This window comes from Enterococcus salsurae (assembly GCF_054784955.1).
Window position 1 is genome coordinate 158602 of sequence record NZ_BAAHWY010000003.1, and the last position, 20281, is coordinate 178882.

General features: G+C 41.3%; 18 protein-coding genes. 12 read left to right on the forward strand and 6 right to left on the reverse strand.

Annotated elements, in window-relative coordinates:
- Nucleotides 1-9: 9 nt before the first annotated feature.
- On the reverse strand, nucleotides 10-744 hold the full coding sequence (locus tag ACYVRS_RS08925) for an HAD family hydrolase (protein WP_461198391.1): 735 nt from the start codon (nucleotides 742-744) through the stop codon (nucleotides 10-12).
- A gap of 244 nt (nucleotides 745-988) precedes the next feature.
- Here ACYVRS_RS08925 and ACYVRS_RS08930 point away from each other — a divergent pair, with 244 nt between their 5' ends.
- From ACYVRS_RS08930 to pepF, 5 genes are all read left to right on the forward strand, one after another.
- Nucleotides 989-2707 (forward strand): ABC transporter ATP-binding protein, encoded by a 1719-nt coding sequence (locus tag ACYVRS_RS08930; RefSeq protein WP_461203174.1) that lies wholly within the window; start codon nucleotides 989-991, stop codon nucleotides 2705-2707.
- Nucleotides 2708-3406: 699 nt separating this feature from the next.
- Nucleotides 3407-3805 carry a transcriptional regulator SpxA gene (gene spxA / locus ACYVRS_RS08935; RefSeq protein WP_054116607.1) on the forward strand — a complete coding sequence of 133 codons (399 nt, stop codon included), beginning with the start codon at nucleotides 3407-3409 and terminating at the stop codon, nucleotides 3803-3805.
- A gap of 149 nt (nucleotides 3806-3954) precedes the next feature.
- Nucleotides 3955-4605 carry an adaptor protein MecA gene (locus ACYVRS_RS08940; protein WP_461203175.1) on the forward strand — a complete coding sequence of 217 codons (651 nt, stop codon included), beginning with the start codon at nucleotides 3955-3957 and terminating at the stop codon, nucleotides 4603-4605.
- A gap of 80 nt (nucleotides 4606-4685) precedes the next feature.
- A complete protein-coding gene (locus tag ACYVRS_RS08945; protein ID WP_461203176.1) occupies nucleotides 4686-5684 on the forward strand; it encodes a competence protein CoiA in 999 nt (332 codons plus the stop codon).
- 60 nt (nucleotides 5685-5744) lie between these two features.
- Entirely contained in the window at nucleotides 5745-7562 is a 1818-nt protein-coding gene (pepF, locus tag ACYVRS_RS08950) for an oligoendopeptidase F (RefSeq protein ID WP_461203177.1), read from the forward strand.
- 61 nt (nucleotides 7563-7623) lie between these two features.
- Here the strand turns inward: pepF and ACYVRS_RS08955 are convergent, their stop codons facing one another.
- Together ACYVRS_RS08955 and ACYVRS_RS08960 are read right to left on the reverse strand one after the other, a co-directional pair.
- Nucleotides 7624-8280, reverse strand: coding sequence for a DsbA family protein (locus ACYVRS_RS08955; protein WP_313508669.1), 657 nt, complete (start codon nucleotides 8278-8280; stop codon nucleotides 7624-7626).
- A gap of 95 nt (nucleotides 8281-8375) precedes the next feature.
- Entirely contained in the window at nucleotides 8376-8957 is a 582-nt protein-coding gene (locus tag ACYVRS_RS08960) for a CYTH domain-containing protein (protein WP_461203178.1), read from the reverse strand.
- 200 nt (nucleotides 8958-9157) lie between these two features.
- Between ACYVRS_RS08960 and yjbM the strand changes: the two genes are divergently transcribed.
- The 4 genes from yjbM to mgtE are packed head-to-tail and all read left to right on the forward strand — an operon-like array spanning nucleotide 9158 to nucleotide 12943.
- Nucleotides 9158-9826 carry a GTP diphosphokinase gene (yjbM, locus tag ACYVRS_RS08965; protein ID WP_313538503.1) on the forward strand — a complete coding sequence of 223 codons (669 nt, stop codon included), beginning with the start codon at nucleotides 9158-9160 and terminating at the stop codon, nucleotides 9824-9826.
- Entirely contained in the window at nucleotides 9823-10629 is an 807-nt protein-coding gene (locus tag ACYVRS_RS08970; RefSeq protein WP_054116614.1) for an NAD kinase, read from the forward strand. The genes yjbM and ACYVRS_RS08970 overlap by 4 nt, the downstream gene beginning before the upstream one ends.
- A 5-nt stretch (nucleotides 10630-10634) precedes the next feature.
- Nucleotides 10635-11528, forward strand: coding sequence for an RluA family pseudouridine synthase (locus ACYVRS_RS08975; RefSeq protein ID WP_461198396.1), 894 nt, complete (start codon nucleotides 10635-10637; stop codon nucleotides 11526-11528).
- A 50-nt stretch (nucleotides 11529-11578) separates the two neighbouring features.
- Nucleotides 11579-12943, forward strand: coding sequence for a magnesium transporter (gene mgtE / locus ACYVRS_RS08980; RefSeq protein ID WP_054116616.1), 1365 nt, complete (start codon nucleotides 11579-11581; stop codon nucleotides 12941-12943).
- 53 nt (nucleotides 12944-12996) lie between these two features.
- On the opposite strand, the gene ACYVRS_RS08985 is transcribed toward mgtE, so the two are convergent.
- Nucleotides 12997-13833, reverse strand: coding sequence for a helix-turn-helix transcriptional regulator (locus tag ACYVRS_RS08985; protein WP_461203179.1), 837 nt, complete (start codon nucleotides 13831-13833; stop codon nucleotides 12997-12999).
- A 144-nt stretch (nucleotides 13834-13977) separates the two neighbouring features.
- Between ACYVRS_RS08985 and ACYVRS_RS08990 the strand changes: the two genes are divergently transcribed.
- From ACYVRS_RS08990 to ACYVRS_RS09000, 3 genes are all read left to right on the forward strand, one after another.
- Nucleotides 13978-15735 (forward strand): ABC transporter ATP-binding protein, encoded by a 1758-nt coding sequence (locus ACYVRS_RS08990; RefSeq protein ID WP_312499912.1) that lies wholly within the window; start codon nucleotides 13978-13980, stop codon nucleotides 15733-15735.
- The gene (locus ACYVRS_RS08995; RefSeq protein WP_461203180.1) at nucleotides 15716-17497 is read left to right on the forward strand and encodes an ABC transporter ATP-binding protein; all 1782 of its coding nucleotides are present in this window, start codon (nucleotides 15716-15718) and stop codon (nucleotides 17495-17497) included. Before ACYVRS_RS08990 ends, ACYVRS_RS08995 begins: the two co-directional genes overlap by 20 nt.
- Nucleotides 17498-18194: 697 nt before the next feature.
- Nucleotides 18195-18602, forward strand: coding sequence for a hypothetical protein (locus ACYVRS_RS09000; RefSeq protein WP_461198399.1), 408 nt, complete (start codon nucleotides 18195-18197; stop codon nucleotides 18600-18602).
- Nucleotides 18603-18805: 203 nt separating this feature from the next.
- Here the strand turns inward: ACYVRS_RS09000 and ACYVRS_RS09005 are convergent, their stop codons facing one another.
- Nucleotides 18806-19528, reverse strand: coding sequence for a LytR/AlgR family response regulator transcription factor (locus tag ACYVRS_RS09005; protein ID WP_313538462.1), 723 nt, complete (start codon nucleotides 19526-19528; stop codon nucleotides 18806-18808).
- A gap of 3 nt (nucleotides 19529-19531) precedes the next feature.
- Nucleotides 19532-20272 (reverse strand): GHKL domain-containing protein, encoded by a 741-nt coding sequence (locus ACYVRS_RS09010; protein WP_461198400.1) that lies wholly within the window; start codon nucleotides 20270-20272, stop codon nucleotides 19532-19534.
- Nucleotides 20273-20281 lie beyond the last annotated feature (9 nt).

Consider the following 20281-nt stretch of genomic DNA (forward strand, 5'->3'; position numbering starts at 1 on the left):
CCTGCGTTTTTAGGCATATTGCATTTCTGGTATGGCTAAGAGCGTGCTGATTGCTGCTGATAAATCATCAAAACAATCGATGGTTTTATCTGGCAGCGATGCGCGTCCAACTGGCGCTGTGCGATTCCGATGATTCACCCATAAGGCTTGCCAACCGGCACGTTTGGCGCCAATCACGTCATTGTCAAAGTTATCACCGACATATAAAGTCTGGTCTGGATCCAAGCCAAAGGAACATTCTGCTAGGCGGAAAATGTCCAACTCAGGTTTTTGAAACCCAGTTGTTTGCGAGATCATCATGTGTTCTGGTTTGATCCAATTGGTCAGCTGCAATTGATCTAATTTCTTTTGTTGGTGCGTGGTCGGCCCATTTGTGATGATACCGATTTTGACTGGCAGCAAAGCGAGAAAATCCAATGTATCTTTGACAGCAGGGTGTAAGGAGATCTGGTCAAGCTGTTGTTCATAGAGTGCTTGAAACTGTTGGCTTTCTGCCAATGATATAGGTTGGCAGCCGATATCAGTCAATGACGTGCTGAGGCGGTAATGGCGAAAATGATCCAATGACCATTCTTTGGACAATACCTTGCCAAATTGTTCATCGCTATGCAACCGAAATTGCAGATAAAGTGAAGTGAGCTGTGGATAAGGGACTTCTGGGAAATAAGTCATGATCGCTTGGCGAAATGGTTGTTGCTGGTCGTAAAGAGTATCGTCGACATCAAAAAGTATACTAGAAATCAAAAAAGACACGCCTTTCAAAATTAATGAAAACTTTCATTTGTTTTTCGTTTATATCATAGATGATTTTTTTGAAGAAAAAAAGATGTAAAAGACTGTTAAATAAAGGTTTATTTTACTATTTTAGACAAACCGCGGAGTAAAAGCTTTTCATAATAATGGTGAATTTTACCCATTTTCAGACGATTCTCATTTTGCCTTTTCATGGATTGTTCTTTATAATGAAAGAATTGGAGGAGGGGTAAAAGTGTTAAAAAGGTTTTTTAGTTATTATCGACCCTATCGGTCACTGTTCATCTTAGATTTTACTTGTGCTGTTTTTGCCGGATTGCTGGAATTGGTGTTTCCAGTAGCAGTCAATCGTGTGATCGACCAAATTATGCCGCAAAATAATTTCCGTTTGATTATGTTGGCTTGTTTAGGTTTACTCTTTTTTTACATCATCAATACCGTATTGCAATATGTAGTGGTCTTTTATGGACACAAACTGGGGGTCAATATTGAAACGGACATGCGGCAAGAACTGTTTCGTCATTTGCAAACGCAGCCTTTCGAATATTACGACAATCAGAAGACTGGGAAATTGATCAGTCGGCTGACCACTGATTTATTTGAAATATCGGAAGTGGCACATCACGGGCCAGAAGATGTATTTATCACGATCATGACCCTGATCGGTTCATTTATTTTGATGTTGAATATGCATGTTCAGTTGGCCATCGCGACATTTGCGTTGATTCCACTGATCACTGTCGCACTGGTTTTTTTCAACAAAAAAATGACCAAAGTCAACACAGAGATCTATGATAATTTGGGTGAATTCAACGCCGGTGTCGAAGCTTCTGTCAGTGGCATACGGGTGACACAGTCATTTGCCAATGAAACATTTGAACACAAGCGGTTTGACGGCTTGAGTCAATTGTATCGCCGCTCGAAAATCACTTTTTATAAAATCATGGCGATCAGTTCTGCTTATAATTACTTTTTGATTCGTTTGATCAATTTGTTTGCGCTGATTTTCGGTGCATATTATGTCATTCAAGGAGAATTGACCAATGGGCAGTTTGTCGGCTTTATCTTGCTATCCAATGTCTTTGTCAGACCTATCGAAAAAGTCAATACGATGATTGAAAGTTATCCAAAAGGGATCGCGGGTTTCCGACGCTTGACAGAAGAGCTGGATAAACAACCAGCTATCCAGGACAAACCAGATGCCGTCGTTGTCAAAAACTTGAAGGGTGATATCACGTATCAAAATGTATCATTTGCGTATGCAGATGCCACGAAAGTCTTGAATCACATTGACCTTGAGATCAAGTCTGGTGAAACTGTCGCTTTTGTGGGGCAGAGCGGGTCAGGGAAGACCACATTGTGCAACTTGTTACCGAGATTTTACGAGGTGTCAGAAGGTGAGATCACGATTGACGGCATCAATATTCAAGATATGACGTTGGCTTCTTTGAGAGGGCAGATCGGTACCGTACAACAAGATGTCTTTCTCTTCCCAGGTACCATTCGCGAAAATATTGCTTATGGGAAATTGCAGGCATCGGAGGCCGAAATCCTTCAAGCAGTAAAGTTGGCGCATTTGGAGCAAGTGATCGATCAAATGAGTGATGGATTGGATACGGTGATTGGCGAAAGAGGGGTCAAACTTTCTGGTGGCCAAAAACAACGGGTAGCGATTGCCAGAATGTTCTTGAAGAATCCGCCGATCCTCATCTTGGATGAAGCGACTTCAGCACTAGATACTGAAACTGAGCAAGTGATCCAAGAATCATTGAATGCGCTAGCTGATGGCAGAACGACCTTGATCATCGCCCATCGTTTAGCGACGATCAAGCATGCCACAAGGATCATTGTTGTCAGTGACCAAGGTATTTTAGAAGAGGGCAGTCATGATGATCTGATGGCACTGAATGGCCCTTATCGCCGCTTGCATGATGCCCAATTCGCCAAAACATAAAACTGGCATGGCCGAATCAAAAAAGGGATCATCTGTTTTTATAGAGAAATCACCCATTTTAAGCCACCAACTTGCAGCTTATCCGTTGAGATAAGCTGTTTTTTTTTATTTTCTTCTCTTTTAATGCTGTTATTTAATATAGTGAAAGGCGTATAGAAAGTTGAGGAAAGGCATGTACAAGGGGCAATTTGATGAGAAAGCGAGTTGCACAAAAAATGTCCATCTGCTACATTGAATGAAGAAAGACCAGCGTTTTAAAAATAACAAAATTTTTTTATGCCTGCGTATTTTGTTATTTAAGGACGATTTTTTGTGATTTTTACCTTAAAAATAAAAGCTTGAAATAAGTGCGTTATATCGCTGATAAAGAAATTACAGTTGTAAATCATTTGCAAAAAATAAAAAAACGTATCTAAATTTATGCGTGATTGTTTAACAAAGTGTCATCCATCTGATACACCATTGATACACTGTTGTATAAAAGTAGTAATATTAAAAATAAATGTGAATTCTCTCATTTAAAGGATTCGATTTCCGGATAAACCTTTTGTTTTTAAGGTTTCTCTTTTAATATAACTTTCGAGTTTTATTAAAAAATATGAGATTTAGACTAGATTTTTTCTAGGTTCTTCTGTATAATTAGAATCAAGCAAGGGAACAGGACTTGCGATCCACTTATTTAAAAAGGAGAGATGCACGTTGTTGACACTATACACTTCCCCAAGTTGCACGTCTTGTCGCAAAGCTCGTGCGTGGTTACAAGAGCATGAGATTCCTTTTGTTGAAAGAAATATTTTTTCAGAACCATTGAATATTTCTGAATTGAAAGCAATCTTACAGATGACAGAAGACGGTACAGAAGAAATTATTTCTACCAGATCCAAAGTTTTTCAAAAACTGAACATGGATCTAGATGACCTGCCCCTGAAAGATTTATTGACACTTGTCCAAGAGAATCCAGGATTATTGCGTCGTCCGATCATGATCGATGAGAAACGACTGCAAGTAGGTTTCAATGAAGATGAAATTCGCCGATTCTTGCCTAGAGATGTTCGTCAATTGGAACTTCGTCATGCACAGTTAATGGCAGGTTTATAAAATAATATCGTTGACCCGTTCTTAAGCCGAACGGGTTTTTTTGTAGAGATTTACGCTTTTCTTAAGCGAATATTCGTTTTCGCTTTACTTTTTGACTGGTTTCGCTACAATGAACCTATAAGAATTAGCAAAAGTGAGGTGTAGCTAATATGGAAATGGAACATATCAATGAGAACACCATTCGTGTGTTGATCAAAAGTGAAGACTTAGCTGCGAGAGGTATCACTTTTCTTGACCTTCTAGGCAACCATAATGAAATTGAAAACTTCTTTTATAGTATTTTAGAAGAAGTCGATATCGATGAAGAATTTAAAGGAAGTGAAGCAGTCACATTCCAAGTTTTGCCAAAAGGTGATGGCTTAGAACTGTTTATCAGCAAGAACCTTCCGCCAGAAGCAATGGAAGGCTTTGACGAAATGGCAGACAATGAAAATGAAGATATTACCGATATGTTGAAGAAACATGTGGCGGCTCAACTGCAAGAAGCGGATCAAGTTGAAGAGATCGGGACTCGGTTTGTTTTTGAACTCGCCCATTTCGAAGATATGATCCAATTGGCTTCAGAAGTCTACTTAGACGGTGTTGCGTCAAATCTCTATCAAATGGGCACCCAATACTTCATTGAATTGCGTTTTACAGATCCTGAAGTCACAGATATCGAAGTAGAGAATGCACTGTCTTATCTTATGGAGTTTGCCCAACGGACAAGTGTCACTCCTGAAGTGCTTTCTGAATATGGTCAATTGATCATGGAAAATGATGCATTGGCTTTGACACGGTACTTCTTCAAAACTGAATAATTGCTGTATCATGAAATGACCGTCACATCTTTTTGATGTAGACGGTTTTTTTGCGTACTTATCTTTGAGGTGGTGAAGAGATGCTGTATGCCTATGATCAGGAGAAGCAATTGCGCAGTGCGGATACCGTTGAAATGAAAGACAACAGGTTTCATTGTCCTGGTTGTCAAGAACAAGTGACATGGAAGCGCGGTCCGAAACGGCGAGCGCATTTTGCCCACCGCAAGAATGCCGAATGCAGCACCTTCAGTGAGGGAGAAACAGAAGAACATTTAGCGGCCAAAGCGTACTTATATGATTGGTTTGATCCTTTGCCAGTCAAAATCGAATGTTTTTTGCCTGAATTGACGCAACGTCCAGATCTAAAGTATCAGCAACTGGTGATCGAGGTCCAATGTTCGCCAATTTCATTGACGGATTTTTCTGCCCGCACTGCCGGTTATCTGAAAGCTGGCTATCAGCCATGGTGGATCTTAGGGTTACGACTGCAGCCAAAGAAAATTTGGCACACAATTGCTAAAGCAAGTTGCATGTATGATGATCAAGGGTTTAATCTATGGGGAATCGATGTGGGGCGTCAGTGTTTGATCCAATATACGGCGATCGATTGGCATTATCAATATGGCGTGGGCTATCAATGTACGTGGTTTTCTGAAGATTGTTCCTTTGATAAAGAAACGTTAAGACCAATCAATACTGCGCAAACAAAGCCGCATACTGTCAGAAGACTTTGGCAGCCCAACGCCTATCAATTTTGGCTCTTGCAGCAACTGATCAAAAAAACGCCCCGAATCATGCAGGTTCAGGCATTGGTGTATTCCCTTAACAGGCACATTGCCCAATTGCCTTTTTGGTGTTACCAAGACAGTCGCTTTGGTTTTTTATTTGAACATTGGGTGCTGGTGATGCGGGTTTGCTTTGACCTCGATCCGCAGCAATCTTTTGCGCAGTGGCTGCACAAATTACGAATGATCGACTGGTCATGGCCTTATCCCCTCATCGATCAGTCAACGATCTTATGCGCCTTTTTTGAGGAATGTCAGCAATTAGAGGCTAGATTTCATTTTCAAAACGAATGATTTGGTTCCCACTCAAAATATGGTAAGATATTTCTAGAGAATATCAAAGGAGTGAACCATATGTCAGAACCAAAACAATTACCTGCTCGTGAAACGATCCCGGAAGAGAAAACGTGGGATTTGACCAAAATCTATGCCGATGATGCAGCTTTCGAAGCCGCTTATCAAGACATCACCGCAGGGGCCCAAGCCGCCAAGAACTACCAAGGTACCCTTACTGAAGGACCTGAGGCTTTTTTGAAAGCGTTGGAATATGTCTTAGATTTATCGCGCAAATTAGAGAAATTGTACGTCTACAGTCATTTGAAAAACGATCAAGATACAGCGAATACCACGTACCAAGGCTTGTATGCAAAAGCAAGCAGCTTGTTGGCACAAGTCAGCGAAGCGATTGCCTGGTTTGATCCTGAGTTGTTGACGATGTCAGATGAGACCATTTGGGGTTACTTCGATCAGGAACCAAAATTAGCAGTCTATCGCCACATGATCGAAAAAACGATCAATGAGCGACCTCATGTCCTGCCAGCGGAACAAGAGGCATTACTTGCCGGCGCAGGAGAAATTTTCGGTGCACCAGGCAACATTTTCTCTGTATTGAATAATGCTGATTTGACTTTCCCAATCGTTGAAGATGAAAACGGAGAGAAAGTCCAACTTTCGCATGGCGTCTATGGCGAGTTGTTAGAAAGTACGGATCGTTCTGTGCGAGAGGCAGCTTTTAAAGGCTTGTATGGGGTCTATGAACAATTCCGCAATACCTTTGCACAAACATTGAGTACCAACATCAAAAGCCATAATTTCAAAGCCAAAGCCCGTCACTTTGAGTCAGCCCGTCAAGCAGCGTTAAGTGGCAATCATATTCCTGAAAGCGTCTATGATACTTTGGTATCAGTGGTCAATGAACACTTGCCATTGCTGCATCGCTATATGGCGTTGAGAAAGCGCCTCTTGGCAGTCGATACGATGCATATGTATGATGTCTATACACCGATCCTTGGCGAAGCACCGATTCGTTACAGCTATGATGAATCGGTTGCCAAAGCCAAAGAAGCGTTGCAGCCTTTGGGTGAAGAATACTTAGCAGTTGTAGAAGAAGCTTTTGACAACCGGTGGATCGATGTCGTTGAAAACAAAGGAAAACGCAGCGGTGCGTATTCATCTGGTGCATATGATACATTGCCGTATATTTTGATGAACTGGAATGATCGTTTGGATCAATTGTTCACCTTAGTCCATGAAATGGGGCACAGTGTGCATAGTTACTTTACCCGCAGCAATCAGCCTTATGCCTATGGCGATTATTCGATCTTCTTGGCCGAGATCGCTTCGACTACGAACGAAAATATTTTGACTGAATATATGTTGCAAACGGAAAGTGATCCTAGAGTCAAAGCGTATGTCTTGAATCATTACTTGGACGGCTTTAAAGGAACGATTTTCCGCCAAACACAGTTTGCAGAGTTTGAACACTTTATGCACGTAGAAGACGCCAAGGGTACGCCATTGACGAGCGAGTATCTAAGTGAAAATTATGCTCAATTAAATGCCAAATACTATGGCCCTGCAGTGGCTGAAGATCCAGAGATTCGTTTAGAATGGTCACGGATCCCGCATTTTTATTACAACTACTATGTCTATCAATATGCAACAGGATTCTCAGCTGCATCTGCTTTGGCGAAGAAAATCTTGGCAGGGGAACCGGATGCATTGACCAATTACTTGAATTATTTGAAAGCCGGTCGTTCTGATTATCCGATCGAAGTGATGAAGAAAGCTGGTGTCGATATGACACAGGCGGAGTATATCAAAGATGCAATGAAAGTTTTTGCGCAACGTTTGGATGAACTTGAAGCGCTGGTCAGTGAGCTAGAAGCTTAAAACCATTGCAGTTCAATCAAAAAGAAACCGCCCGATCGGGCGGTTTCTTTGATTGAATCGATCATAATAAGATCAGTTTATGGTCAACCCCTTGTAATGTAGAGAGGGTTGGCTTTTTTAGCGCATTTTTTCGTTCAAGGAATGCGAATTGATCATCCGACGTTTCACACAGTGCCGGCAGACTGGCTAAGGCCTTTGCTCCTTCTAAAAGTACGCCATATTCACGTTCGCATGCGAAGTTATATACGACAGCAGAAGGGGTGATGGTGATCCCCATGTCTTTTGCCACTGTCTGATCAGTCAAAAAATTCTTTTTGACCAATTCAGATTGGCGATCTTCTAAGAACATAGTCAGATCACCTCGGGTTTCTGAAAATAATTCTTGCACCAATTGCTCGCTATAGGCTTTCTTATCTACGCCGACATGCTGCTGCAATTTCAACAAGAAATCTCTAGCGATTTTTTTGCCTTGTAATTGCGCAGCTTTATAATCAAGCGAAGCTGTATAAATCAGTTTTGTTTGATCGTTGCGCAAAAGCAAATCAGTTTTATCCATGGACAAGTATTCCATAGATACACCGACAGATGTTAAATTGACCAATGGCAATATTTGCAAATGGATTTTTTTGCGGTACTTTGTCAAATTCTCCAATAGTTCCTTTTCAACTTGATAGCAAATCGGACCAATGGGGTTGACAAATAAAAATATTTCAATCATTTGAATCTCTCCCCAAATAAGATTCTTTTTATGTTAAACAATCGTACATTTTAATAAATATAACAAATGTTAGCGAAAAAAGTAAGTAAACCTTCTTAAATATGTGATTTTTCTGACATTGCCCGTTCGATTTTATTTTTGGCTGGTTGATAATGGATGTTGAAGGTATCTAAAAGGGCCAGAAAGGCTCGTTTCCCTTCGATTGGATCAGAAACTTCTAACTCAAGTTCGAAATCTTCCTTTTCTCCATACCAGCTGTGATCGATGGCAAGCAAACCTTCAGGAATCGAAAATTCAGCCCGTTTAGTGGTTAGGGTCGCAAGGGGAACAATAGCCATCGGCTCAATCGATGCAGCCAACAAACGTTTGGCAACAGCACCGGTGCGTAAGATGTTCCCTGAGTGCAAAATCTCAGCGGTCTTTGCATTGGTCAACTGGTCCGTTGTTTCCAACAAGCCATTTTCAACCGGGGTTTTAAGGGTCAGTTCATCATCATCGGCGGTCGTCCGCACACGAAGACCAAATCCTAAGCTGCGTAGTTGCTGATCAGGTGTATCAAAATAGTGATTGACCTGCGTCTTAAAGTCTTGCGCTGTTAACTGATAATGGGCAATCAATTGCGTATATTGATTTTTTGAAAGTAATGTTTTATATTCAATTTCGATTTGTTCTGTCATTCACGCCACTCGCTTTCATCAGCTATCCAATTTTACAATTGAGATAAAACTGTGTCAAACAAAACGCCTATTTAATATGAAGCAATCTTCAAGCGGATGTGCAAAAAAAATTCTTGCTGTTGCTGCCTATGTGGTTCAGATTTGGTTATAAGATATGGTAGAATAAGAGAGTATGTGATGAAAAGAATCGAGGTATGAATATGATTCGAGATTGGGAAGATTTTTTGGCACCGTATGAACAAGCGGTTTCTGAATTAAAAGTGAAATTAAGAGGGATACGTAAGCAGTATCGAGAGCAAAGCAAACATGTACCGATTGAATTTGTGACCGGACGGGTCAAGCCAATCGATAGTATATTGACCAAAAGCAAATTACGGGGAATTGATTTAGCGCGTCTTGAGTACGAAATGTCGGATATTGCTGGTTTGCGGATCATGTGTCAGTTTGTGGAAGATATCCATCAAGTGGTTGATTTGCTGCGCACCCGCAAAGACATGAAAGTGATCATCGAGCGGGATTATATCACCAACAAAAAAGCCAGCGGCTATCGTTCCTATCATCTAGTGATCGAGTATCCCGTCCAATTGATCGACGGCGAGAAAATTATTCTCGCGGAGATTCAAATCCGTACCTTGGCGATGAATTTTTGGGCAACGATCGAACATTCATTAAATTACAAATACCAAGGTGAATTTCCTGTTGAAATCAGTGAACGGTTGCGCAGATCAGCGGAAGCCGCCTATCAGTTAGATGAAGAGATGTCCAATATTCGAGAAGAGATCCAGGAAGCGCAACGACTATTTTCCCATGGGAAAGGACAGCGTTCGAAACGGGACCAACCGCAATCCCTCGAGGAGGATCAGAAATGAAGGGTATCCGAGTCGCAATCATCAACAATCAAGAAGAAAAATCGTTGCGTGTCACCAAACGTTTGGTGGAGCTGCTAGAGCTTTCTGAAAATACGATCGACCAAGACAATCCAGAACTTGTGATCTCAGTGGGGGGCGATGGCACACTGCTTTCAGCCTTTCACTTATTCAATCATAAGTTGGATCAAGTCCAGTTTCTAGGTGTCCATACCGGTCATTTGGGGTTTTATACCGATTGGCGGGATTATGAGTTAGCAGAAATGGTGGCGTCTTTATGCAACGATCGGCAAAAGACGGTCAGTTATCCTTTGTTAGACGTACGGATCACTTACGCCAATGGCAAATCAGACAAACATTTTTTGGCGTTGAATGAGTCAACGATCAAACGAGGCAACCGCACGATGGTCGCAGATATATCGATCAAAGAAGATTTGTTTGAAAAATTCCGCGGCGATGGCCTGTCGATCTCGACGCCAACTGGTTCCACCGCCTACAACAAAAGCGTCGGCGGGGCAGTGCTGCACCCAAGTATCAATGCGTTTCAATTGGCTGAGATTGCTTCTTTGAACAATCGTGTCTTCAGGACATTGGGTTCACCGATCGTGGTCGGTCATCACGAATGGGTCAAAGTCCAATTGCAACAAAGTACCGATTATTTGGTGACGATCGATCAATTTACGATCGAACAAGAAGAAATCGATGCGATTTATTACCGAATTGCCGATGAACGGATTCATTTCGCGTCTTATCGGCATATGCATTTTTGGAATCGAGTGAAAGATTCCTTTATTGGAGAAGAATGAACGAGATGAAATTTACCTATCATTACACAAAAACAGTGCCGCAACAGGTGAAGTATTTTTTGAAAGAACAAGGGATTTCCAAAGGCCTCCTTGCCAAGATCAAATTTCAAGGAGGCAGCATTTTTGTCAATCAAGAGGAACAAAATGTCTTGTTTTCATTGAAACAACATGATAGGGTAACTATTGTGATTCCAGATGAAGGCGAACATGAAACCATGCTGCTGGATGAGACACCGATCGAGATTGTTTTTGAAGATGAACACTTGTTGATCGTCAATAAGCCAGCGGGTGTATCTTCGATCCCGGCCCAGTATCATCCTAACGGAACGATGGCCAATCGGGTCAAAGCGTATTATCGCCGGCAACAGTATCCAAACCAAGTGATCCATGTGGTGACACGTCTGGATCGGGATACATCTGGTTTGATGCTCTTTGCAAAACACGGCTTTGCCCATGCCAAGATGGATGTGCAGCTGCGTCAAAAAATAGTCATCAAAAAATATCAGGCACTGATTGCCGGTGAGTTGGCTGCCTTAGCGGATCATGGGGAGATCGATCAGCCTATTGCCCGCGATTTGACTTCGCTGTTGAAACGCAAAGTTTCTCCAGAAGGTAAGCCTGCCCGTACCGAATATTGGGTAGCCAAACAAAAGCCTCAGTGGACATTGGTGGATATTCAACTCCATACGGGTCGAACCCATCAAATACGGGTCCATTTTTCGGCAATTGGCTGCCCGCTTTTGGGAGATGACATGTATGGCGGCAGAATGGATCTAGGCATCGAGCGGCAAGCACTTCACTGCTGTCAGCTGCAATTTTTGCATCCCTTCACAGAAGAGCGCATGGCTTTTGACTGTCCTTTAGCCACCGACATGGCGATTGTCGCAACAAGCCATTAAGAGAATACAATGAAGAAAGTTCAACTAAGAGAATAAACGAGGTGAAGAGATTGGATGAAAATCAAGAATTAATCGAACGGTTTGATCAACTGACCCAAGCGCTGAAAGAGATGGATATCCAGAAGTTCAGAGATGAATTTCTAGATCTGCATATCTATGAGCAGGGGCAGTTCTACCAATCTCTGGAAGCCAGTGCGCGTCAAATCGTTTATACGTATCTTTCGCCCAAAGAATTGGCGGATATGTTCGATGTGATCGAAGAAGATGATGAACATATGGTGGATTATTTAACAGAGATGCGGCCTAGTTATGCGGCCGATATGTTGGCGCAAATGTATACGGATAATGCGGTCGATTTGTTGAATACATTAGATAAAAAGCAAACGGCAAAATATCTCAGCTTAATGACTGCTGATGAAGCCAGCGAGATCAAAGAACTGCTTCATTATGAGGATGAAACAGCGGGCTCTTTGATGACCACCGAATTTGTGTCGATCGTGGCGAATCAGACCGTTCGCTCTGCGATGTATGTGTTGAAAAATGCGGCGGATGTGGCCGAAACGATTTATTATATCTATGTGGTGGATACCGATGACAAATTGGTCGGAGTTATTTCGTTGCGGGATCTGATCATCAATGAGGATGATACCATGATTGCCGATATTTTGAATGAACGGGTGATGTCGGTGCATGTCGGTGATGACCAAGAAGATGTAGCCCAAACCTTTAGGGATTACGATTTCTTGGCATTACCAGTCACAGACTACGATGACCATTTGCTGGGAATCGTGACCGTCGATGATATCATTGATGTCATCGATGATGAAGCAGCGAGTGACTATTCCGGTTTGGCTGGGGTCAACGTAGAAGAAGTCAGCGAAAACCCAATCAAAGCGTCTAGCCGTCGTTTACCATGGTTGATCACGTTGTTGTTCCTGGGGATGGCAACTGCCAGTTTGATCAGCCACTATGAAGAATTAGTTAGTGAAGCCAGTATCTTAGCCGTGTTTATTTCTTTGATCACCGGGACTGCGGGAAATGCTGGTACCCAATCATTGGCGGTGGCTGTTAGACGACTGGCCATCAATGATGACAAAGAAAAGAGCTTTATGAAGACCGTCGTCGGGGAAGTTCTGACGGGATTATTTACCGGTGCGATCACGGGTCTGACGATCTTTGCGATCGTGGCAGTTTGGAAACAAAATCCGATTCTGGGTTTTGTGATCGGGATGGCTATGATGTGTGCGATCACCGTGGCCAACCTAGCAGGCAGTTTGATTCCCATGCTGATGGATAAATTAGGGTTTGATCCGGCTGTTGCCAGCGGCCCATTTATTACCACATTGAGTGATCTCACCAGTGTCTTGATTTATTTTAATATCGCAAGTTTGTTTATGCGCTACTTTATACAATGAAGCAAAGGCAAGACCGCAACACTTTCCTAGTGAGGATTCGTGTTGCGGTCTTTTTAATGTTTGAATTTCGGCAAGATGCCAGAAGGGGAGATGCCATAAAGTTTTTTAAAAGACTTACTGAAGTGATAGGCATCTTGATAACCCACCGCAGAAGCGACTTCTTTGATCGTCAGTTGGTCATTCTTCAGCATATCTTTCGCCCGTTTGAGTCTGATCTCAATCAAGTAATTGATTGGGCTCATGCCTGTCGCTTCTTTAAAAATCTTCGATAAATACGTCGGACTTAGAAACTGATCTTGGGCGAGTTTTTCTAAAGTGATCTCCTCTTTATAGTGATTTTCTAAATAATAGATCGTATAGTTCACGATCTTTTGCTGACGCTGTTGGCTTTTCGACAGATAGGGCACAACGTTACTGTCTTCATCATTGAGCCCGCGTAAAATATAGACCAGCATCTCGATCAGCAACGCTTTTTGGATCAGTTGAAATTCATCCCGTTCTTCATTGCTTTCTTTGACCAGCTGCCAAGCTTTTTCCAACACTTGATGGTGGTATTGACCTAGATCTAACAGCGGGTGTTTATTTGGAAAGACATTGCGCGTAAACCCTTCTAAAGAAATATTTTTCAACCCTATATGCAATTGATGAGAGCGGGTACCAGGTAATTGAAATTCACAATGATCGACACCGGGATTAAAGAGCATCACACTGCCAGCCCGAATTTTCCTTGCGGGTTCTTGATTAAAATGATAATTGCTTTCTCCTTCTAATAAAATGCTGATCTCCAAAAAATCATGATGGTGCATCTCGCCATGGCTTTCAGCTTGCGTCCAAGGATCAAAAAGATAAATGATTTCCGGATTAAACGTGCGGGGATTGACTAAATTCATGGCTGCTTCACTCCAATTCGGGCTACACGTCCTGAAGAAATCAGGCGTGGCTCTTCTTAGTAATATTCTACATCAAAATGAGTAAGAAAAACCATTTTAATCGCTTTTCAAACCTTTATTCTTAACAACGAGAGGGGGAATTCGATGAGTAACACACAATGGATCTGGCGCTATGCAAAAAAGAACCGCGGCAAACTTCTATTGGCAACTTTATTTTTAGTGATCAATGCAGCGCTGATCGTTGTTAATCCATATTTAGGGGGTATGGTGATCGACGATGTGATCAATCAGCAAAAATCAGAACTGTTACTGCCATTATTATTGATCATGATAGGAACGACCGTGGTACGGACAATCGTTCGGTACTTGTATCAATTGCTGTTTGAACGCGTGGGTCAAAATACGCTGTACGATCTCAGAGAAGATATGTATCAAAAATTGCAAGAATTGGACTTTGATTTCTTCAACCATACCCGAGTAGGAGATATCATGGCCCGGATGACCGGCGATACCGATGCGATTCGCCACTTTGTTTCCTGGGTGACCTACAATATTGCAGAATGTGTTTTATGGTTCTTTTCGGCAATCGTTGTCATGAGTTTTATTGATTGGAAATTGATGTTGGCACTTGTCGCCATTACGCCCTTTATTTTTGTATTGACCAATCAAATGTCGAAAAAAGCCCATCCGCTATTCTTCAATATCCGTGAGAGTTTTTCCAGATTGAATTCGATGGTAGAAGAAAATATCGGTGGCAATCGGGTGGTCAAAGCATTTGCCCGAGAAAATTTTGAGATTGAAAAATTTGTGCAATATAATGAAGACTTTAAATCGAAAAATATGGCATCGGCTGAAGTATCCAGAAACTACTTGCCATGGCTAGACGGATTGGCCGGTAGTTTATCGATCATTGCATTGGTTCTGGGTGGAATCTTCGTGATCAATGGCGAGATGACGTTAGGGGATTTGGTGGCTTTCAATGGGTACTTGTGGATGCTGAACAATCCGATGCGGATGAGCGGCTGGTTGATCAATGATGCCCAACGCTTTTCAGCGGCGTGTATCAAGATCCGGCAAATGCTGGCACAGGAATCGAAAATCCCGGTGCATCATCAAGAAACACTGGTGCCGATCAAGGGCTATGTAGAATTTAAAGATGTGTCCTTCCACTTTTCCGATGATCCTGATCAAAATGTTTTGTCAGATATCAATTTCAGCATTGGACCTGGTCAAACGCTCGGTATTTTAGGAGAAACGGGTTCTGGTAAAACAACACTGGTCAATCTAGTCGGGCGATTCTATGATCCAACGGAAGGAACAGTATTGATCGATGGCAAAAATGCCAAAGAATATCCCGTCCGTCAATTGCGGGAGAACATTTCGATGGTCATGCAAGATGTGTTTTTATTCTCAAATACGATTTCTGATAATATCGCTTTTGGAAATCCCTTGGCAGATGAAGGGTTTATTCGGCAAATGGCTGTCGTAGCCGATGCAGATACCTTCATCTCACGGATGCCGCAAGGCTATGAAACGATTATTGGTGAGCGGGGTGTCGGGCTATCTGGTGGGCAAAAACAACGGATCTCTCTAGCACGGGCATTGGCCAAAGATCCATCGATTCTGATTTTGGATGACACGACCTCAGCCGTTGATATGGAGACGGAATCGAAGATCCAGCAAGAACTCACCAAGTTGACAGGCGAAAAGACCACCTTCATCATTGCCCATCGAATTTCATCGGTTAGAGAAGCCGACGTGATTCTCATGATGGAAAAGGGCCGGGTCGTAGAACAAGGCACCCATGAAGCACTGGTTGCCAAACGTGGTAAATATTATGAAGTCTATCAAAAACAATTAGGCTTAACAGGAGGTGAAGACGATGGCGAGAAACACATTTGATGTCGATGAGGAATTGGAACAGGAATTTAGTTGGCAAGACTTCAAACGACTGTCACGCTATGTTGTTCCATACAAACAAAGCATCTTCAAGGTCTTGGCAACGATCATCTTGGCCAATCTAGCTGGAATGTTGGCGCCGGTCTTCACCAAGATCGCGATTGATACTTCTATCCCTGAAGAAAATATTGGTCAGCTGTTATTGATCGGCTTGGCCTTTCTGGTGACCTTGGTCATCATTGGTGCCTGCATGCGCTATCGGATCTATCATATTACCCGCATTGGGCAGGATGTACTGAAAGATATGCGTTATGATATTTTTGAACATTTGCAACGCTTGCCGTTTTCTTACTTTGATACGCGGCCGCATGGGAAAATTTTGATCCGCATCGTCAATTATATCAATACTTTAAGTGATCTCTTGAGTAATGGGCTGATCAATCTGATCTCGGATATTTTCAATGTCGTGATCACCTTGATCTTCATGTTTGTCATTGACTTCAGGTTGACCTTGTATTCATTGGCTTTGCTGCCAGTCTTGTTTGTGATGGTGATGGTCATCAAGAACAAACAGCGCAAAGCGTATCAAACCCTTAGCAATAAACAATCTAATTTGAATGCCTATATCCATGAAAGCATCGCAGGCATCAAAATCACGCAATCTTTTGCCAGAGAAGAAGAGAATGCCGGCATTTTTGAAGAAGTCAGCAATGACTATCGGACCTCATGGATGAAAGCCGTGCGCATCCAATTTCTGATGTGGCCAGGGGTGCAAAATATTTCAGTCATCACCACTTGTTTGATTTATTTTGTTGGTATCCGCCAAATCGGGGTGGAAGTCAGTACCGGGACTTTGATTGCTTTCATCAGTTATATCAACAATTTCTGGAATCCGGTCATCAATATCGGAAATTTCTACAATTCATTGATCACGGCAACTGCCTACTTGGAACGAATCTTTGAAACCATGGACGAAGTACCAGACATCGAAGATAAACCAGATGCCAAAGTCTTGCCAGCGATGAAAGGGGCGGTGACCTTTGAAGACGTGACTTTCCGCTATGAAGAAGGCAAGAATATCCTATCAAATGTCAATTTCACGATTACGCCGGGGGAAAGCATTGCTTTGGTTGGGCCAACAGGCGCTGGGAAGACCACGATCATCAATTTATTGAGCCGCTTTTATGATGTCAATGAAGGCAGTGTCAAAGTGGATGGCATGGATGTACGGGATGTCACCTTGGCTTCATTACGCTCTCAGATGGGTGTGATGCTGCAAGATACCTTTATTTTCTCTGGTACCATCATTGAGAATATTCGTTACGGAAAATTGGATGCTACGGAAGAAGAAATCATCGAAGCAGCCAAAATCGTTCGCGCCCATGATTTTATCAAAGATTTGAAAGATGGCTATCATACGGTGGTGGAAGAGCGAGGCAGTACGTTATCTGCTGGTCAGCGGCAATTGATATCTTTTGCGCGTGCGCTGCTAGCAGATCCGAAGATTCTGATTCTGGATGAAGCAACTTCAAGCATTGATACCAAAACAGAGGAACTGCTGCAAGAAGGGTTACTAAAACTCTTAGAAGGTCGGACCTCCTTTATTATTGCCCATCGCTTGTCAACGATCAAAAACTCGGACCGCATTTTCTATGTGGCTGGCGGTACGATCGCGGAATCAGGCAATCATGACCAATTGATGGCCCAAAGAGGGTTGTATCATCATTTGTATCAATCGCAATATGATTTGTTGCAGGCGATATGAGATAAGTGAAAATAATTTAATCGAGAAGAAGGCGCACCTTGTGATGAGGTGCGCCTTTTTGGAGAGAATGGATTTTTGTTTAACTAAGCGTGAAGGTTTTGCTGTAGATAGTAGGGGAGTCATTACATATTAAAAGGGAATTAGTATCCTGCTTTCAAAAAAGTCTCGAAATAATGATCCAATTTGTCATCAATTTCAGTTTAAAAATTAATGGCAAATCGGAAAACCGAGAGGTTCTTTTTTCGAATTGAAACTGTATTCGTTTACTATAAGTTCTTTAGTGTAAAAAGTGCAGGGAATATCGACTTCGGATATTGCAGTTGTAAGATGAAATCTTTGGATAAGAATAAACAATACTGGATTTTGACAAATATACTTATGATGATAGTTATTGATTGTAGCTACGTAGGTATCGTTTAAAAGTTATCACCTTCGAATGGGGAGAACAGTTAAATCTTTGCAATAAACTTGATACTAATTACAGAAGCATTTAGGCGTTCCTAAGTGAAATTTCGAATTGAATTAGAACAGACAGGAAGTGAAAAAATCATTTTAGGACTTAATCGACAATTTATTCAAAATAGAAAGTAAACTATAAGTGTTAAGTCGACTTAACTATTCATTATTTCAGTGTTAATATTTGTATTCCTATAATTAAAAATAATTTAAATAATATATTACCAAGGAGGGCATATATATGACTAGTTTTAAATCTAACCATTCGCCTGTTCCCAAAAAAGCAATCTTTTTTCATATTGCTTTCATTGTTTCCCTAATTTTACCTTGGAGCTTTAATTCAAACCTTGATACATTCAGTATTGAAGTGTTAAATGGGATTAGTCTTATTTCTTCTTCACTGATGTATATGGGGCTGTTCTGCTTATATGAGTTCATTATAGTTGGCAGTTTTATTACTAATAATAATCAGATTATAATACTTGCTTTCACTATTCATGTTCTTTTTATCAGTTTCCAGTTTTTTTTATTGATTTCTCAAACAATCAATATGATTCAAATTTTTCGTCTGTATGGATTACTGATAGCTATAGTAGGGAATATGGGTGTTTTTGTGCATTTGTCAGCTGGTATGTTAAACAAGAAATAGATTTTTAAATATAAAAAAACGACTCGCAACTTCAATTAGTTGAGAGTCGTTTTGTTTAGTATAGGATAGTTCGCAGGATATGAAGCAAATTTATACGAAGTGAGAAGAATGCTTCTTTCAGAAATTTGATTCCCCAGAATGAATCCTTCACTCGGTACTTGTGCATGAGCAGTTCCCGCATCACTGTATAGGATAAATCACTGCTACAATAGATTTTTCATCAAGCGTACTGAACCGAAGACCGTTAATCCATTTGTCATCATTATTTCTCGGTTCGTCTTATCTAAGCGCAGAACATGTTTTTTATTTACGAGAAAAGCATGATGAACACGGACGAAATCACTTGATCGTTGTTCAATTTCCTTTAAATTGCCATAAATCTCAAGTTGACCGTCTTCATGATGAAGAATCAAGCGATGTTTGGCGGTTGAGGTTTCTAAATAGATGATTTTATCAATGGGGAGAAACCGGGACTGGTTGCCTATCTTAAATGAAAGGATGTCGGTACTTTTTGACTGGCTAGATGTATAAAAGGATTGGGTTTCAATTAGCGCTGAACGAACGCGTTCTCGTATGTTCCTGATATCATCTTTACTAATAAAGTCTAAAGCTTCTAGTTTATATTTGAAGGTTAAGTGCATTTTTTCCTCGTGGGTTGTTAAAAAAACAAGTTTGCAATTGCGGTCTTTTTGTCTAATTTTCGAAGCAAGGCCAATTCCGTCGATAGATGTACGCAAGTCAATATCTAAGAAAAAAATACCAGGGAAGGTATTTTTTTCTTTTATAGATGTCCACAATTCATGTGGATCTTTTGTCGCCATCGTTAATTCCATATCAAGTTCTTCAATCATGATATATGACTGAACAAGATGGGTCAACAGGTCTAATTGCTTTGGATCATCTTCACAGATATAAACAGATAACATCTATTATTCCTCCTGATGGATGGTAATTATTTGTGTGTAGTAGCGATCGGTGATTTGTGTCTCAAGAAACAGACTATTCTCTTGCTTGACGATCGATGCAGCATTTTGCAAGCCTATCCCTCTTTTAGGATCCTTAGTTGATCGGGGGTTTTTCTGCAGCAATTGTTCTTTAGGAATAAGCGCTGAATAAGTGTTGCCTATAATGATCATCTCATCGCCTACTTGCTTGAACACAGCAATTGAGAGACTAGGGTTCGTGCTTTCTTGCGCAGCTTCAATCGCATTGTCCAGCAGGATACCTAGCAAACGAACGAGTTGAATGGTGTCGAAGATTGGTTTCACTAGCAACGCTTTAGGAATTTCAAGTGAGCTAGTTATCCCTAACCCTTGGGCATGGTTCAATTTATGCAAAATAATACTGCGAATTTCAGATGAACCAATGTTCTGGATGTCATCTAAACGGTTGAAAGTAGGGGTAACCAGTTTTTGAGTTGCTTTGAGTTGGTTATGGTAATAGTCCCTCAAACCAGATAGATCTTCTTCATCGATGTATTCTTGGATCGAAAGCAAGATATTGCTGTAATCATGCTTAAATGCGCGTAGATCTTGATAGCTGATTTCTAATGCATGACTATATATTTGAATCTCTTCATAAGCGGTTTGTGTTTGCTGCTGCGATTGTTGCACTTTTTTTATACTGTGTAAGGAATAGATGATAAGGATCACAATAATTAAAATAAACACAAAGAAAAC

Coding starts and splice junctions, on each gene's coding strand:
- ACYVRS_RS08940 (WP_461203175.1), top strand. CDS start 3,955: ATGGAAATGGAACATATCAATGAGAACACCATTCGTGTGTTGATCAAA.
- ACYVRS_RS08945 (WP_461203176.1), top strand. CDS start 4,686: ATGCTGTATGCCTATGATCAGGAGAAGCAATTGCGCAGTGCGGATACC.
- pepF (WP_461203177.1), top strand. CDS start 5,745: ATGTCAGAACCAAAACAATTACCTGCTCGTGAAACGATCCCGGAAGAG.
- ACYVRS_RS08955 (WP_313508669.1), bottom strand. CDS start 8,280: ATGATTGAAATATTTTTATTTGTCAACCCCATTGGTCCGATTTGCTAT.
- ACYVRS_RS08960 (WP_461203178.1), bottom strand. CDS start 8,957: ATGACAGAACAAATCGAAATTGAATATAAAACATTACTTTCAAAAAAT.
- yjbM (WP_313538503.1), top strand. CDS start 9,158: ATGATTCGAGATTGGGAAGATTTTTTGGCACCGTATGAACAAGCGGTT.
- ACYVRS_RS08970 (WP_054116614.1), top strand. CDS start 9,823: ATGAAGGGTATCCGAGTCGCAATCATCAACAATCAAGAAGAAAAATCG.
- ACYVRS_RS08975 (WP_461198396.1), top strand. CDS start 10,635: ATGAAATTTACCTATCATTACACAAAAACAGTGCCGCAACAGGTGAAG.
- ACYVRS_RS08985 (WP_461203179.1), bottom strand. CDS start 13,833: ATGAATTTAGTCAATCCCCGCACGTTTAATCCGGAAATCATTTATCTT.
- ACYVRS_RS08990 (WP_312499912.1), top strand. CDS start 13,978: ATGAGTAACACACAATGGATCTGGCGCTATGCAAAAAAGAACCGCGGC.
- ACYVRS_RS08995 (WP_461203180.1), top strand. CDS start 15,716: ATGGCGAGAAACACATTTGATGTCGATGAGGAATTGGAACAGGAATTT.
- ACYVRS_RS09000 (WP_461198399.1), top strand. CDS start 18,195: ATGACTAGTTTTAAATCTAACCATTCGCCTGTTCCCAAAAAAGCAATC.
- ACYVRS_RS09005 (WP_313538462.1), bottom strand. CDS start 19,528: ATGTTATCTGTTTATATCTGTGAAGATGATCCAAAGCAATTAGACCTG.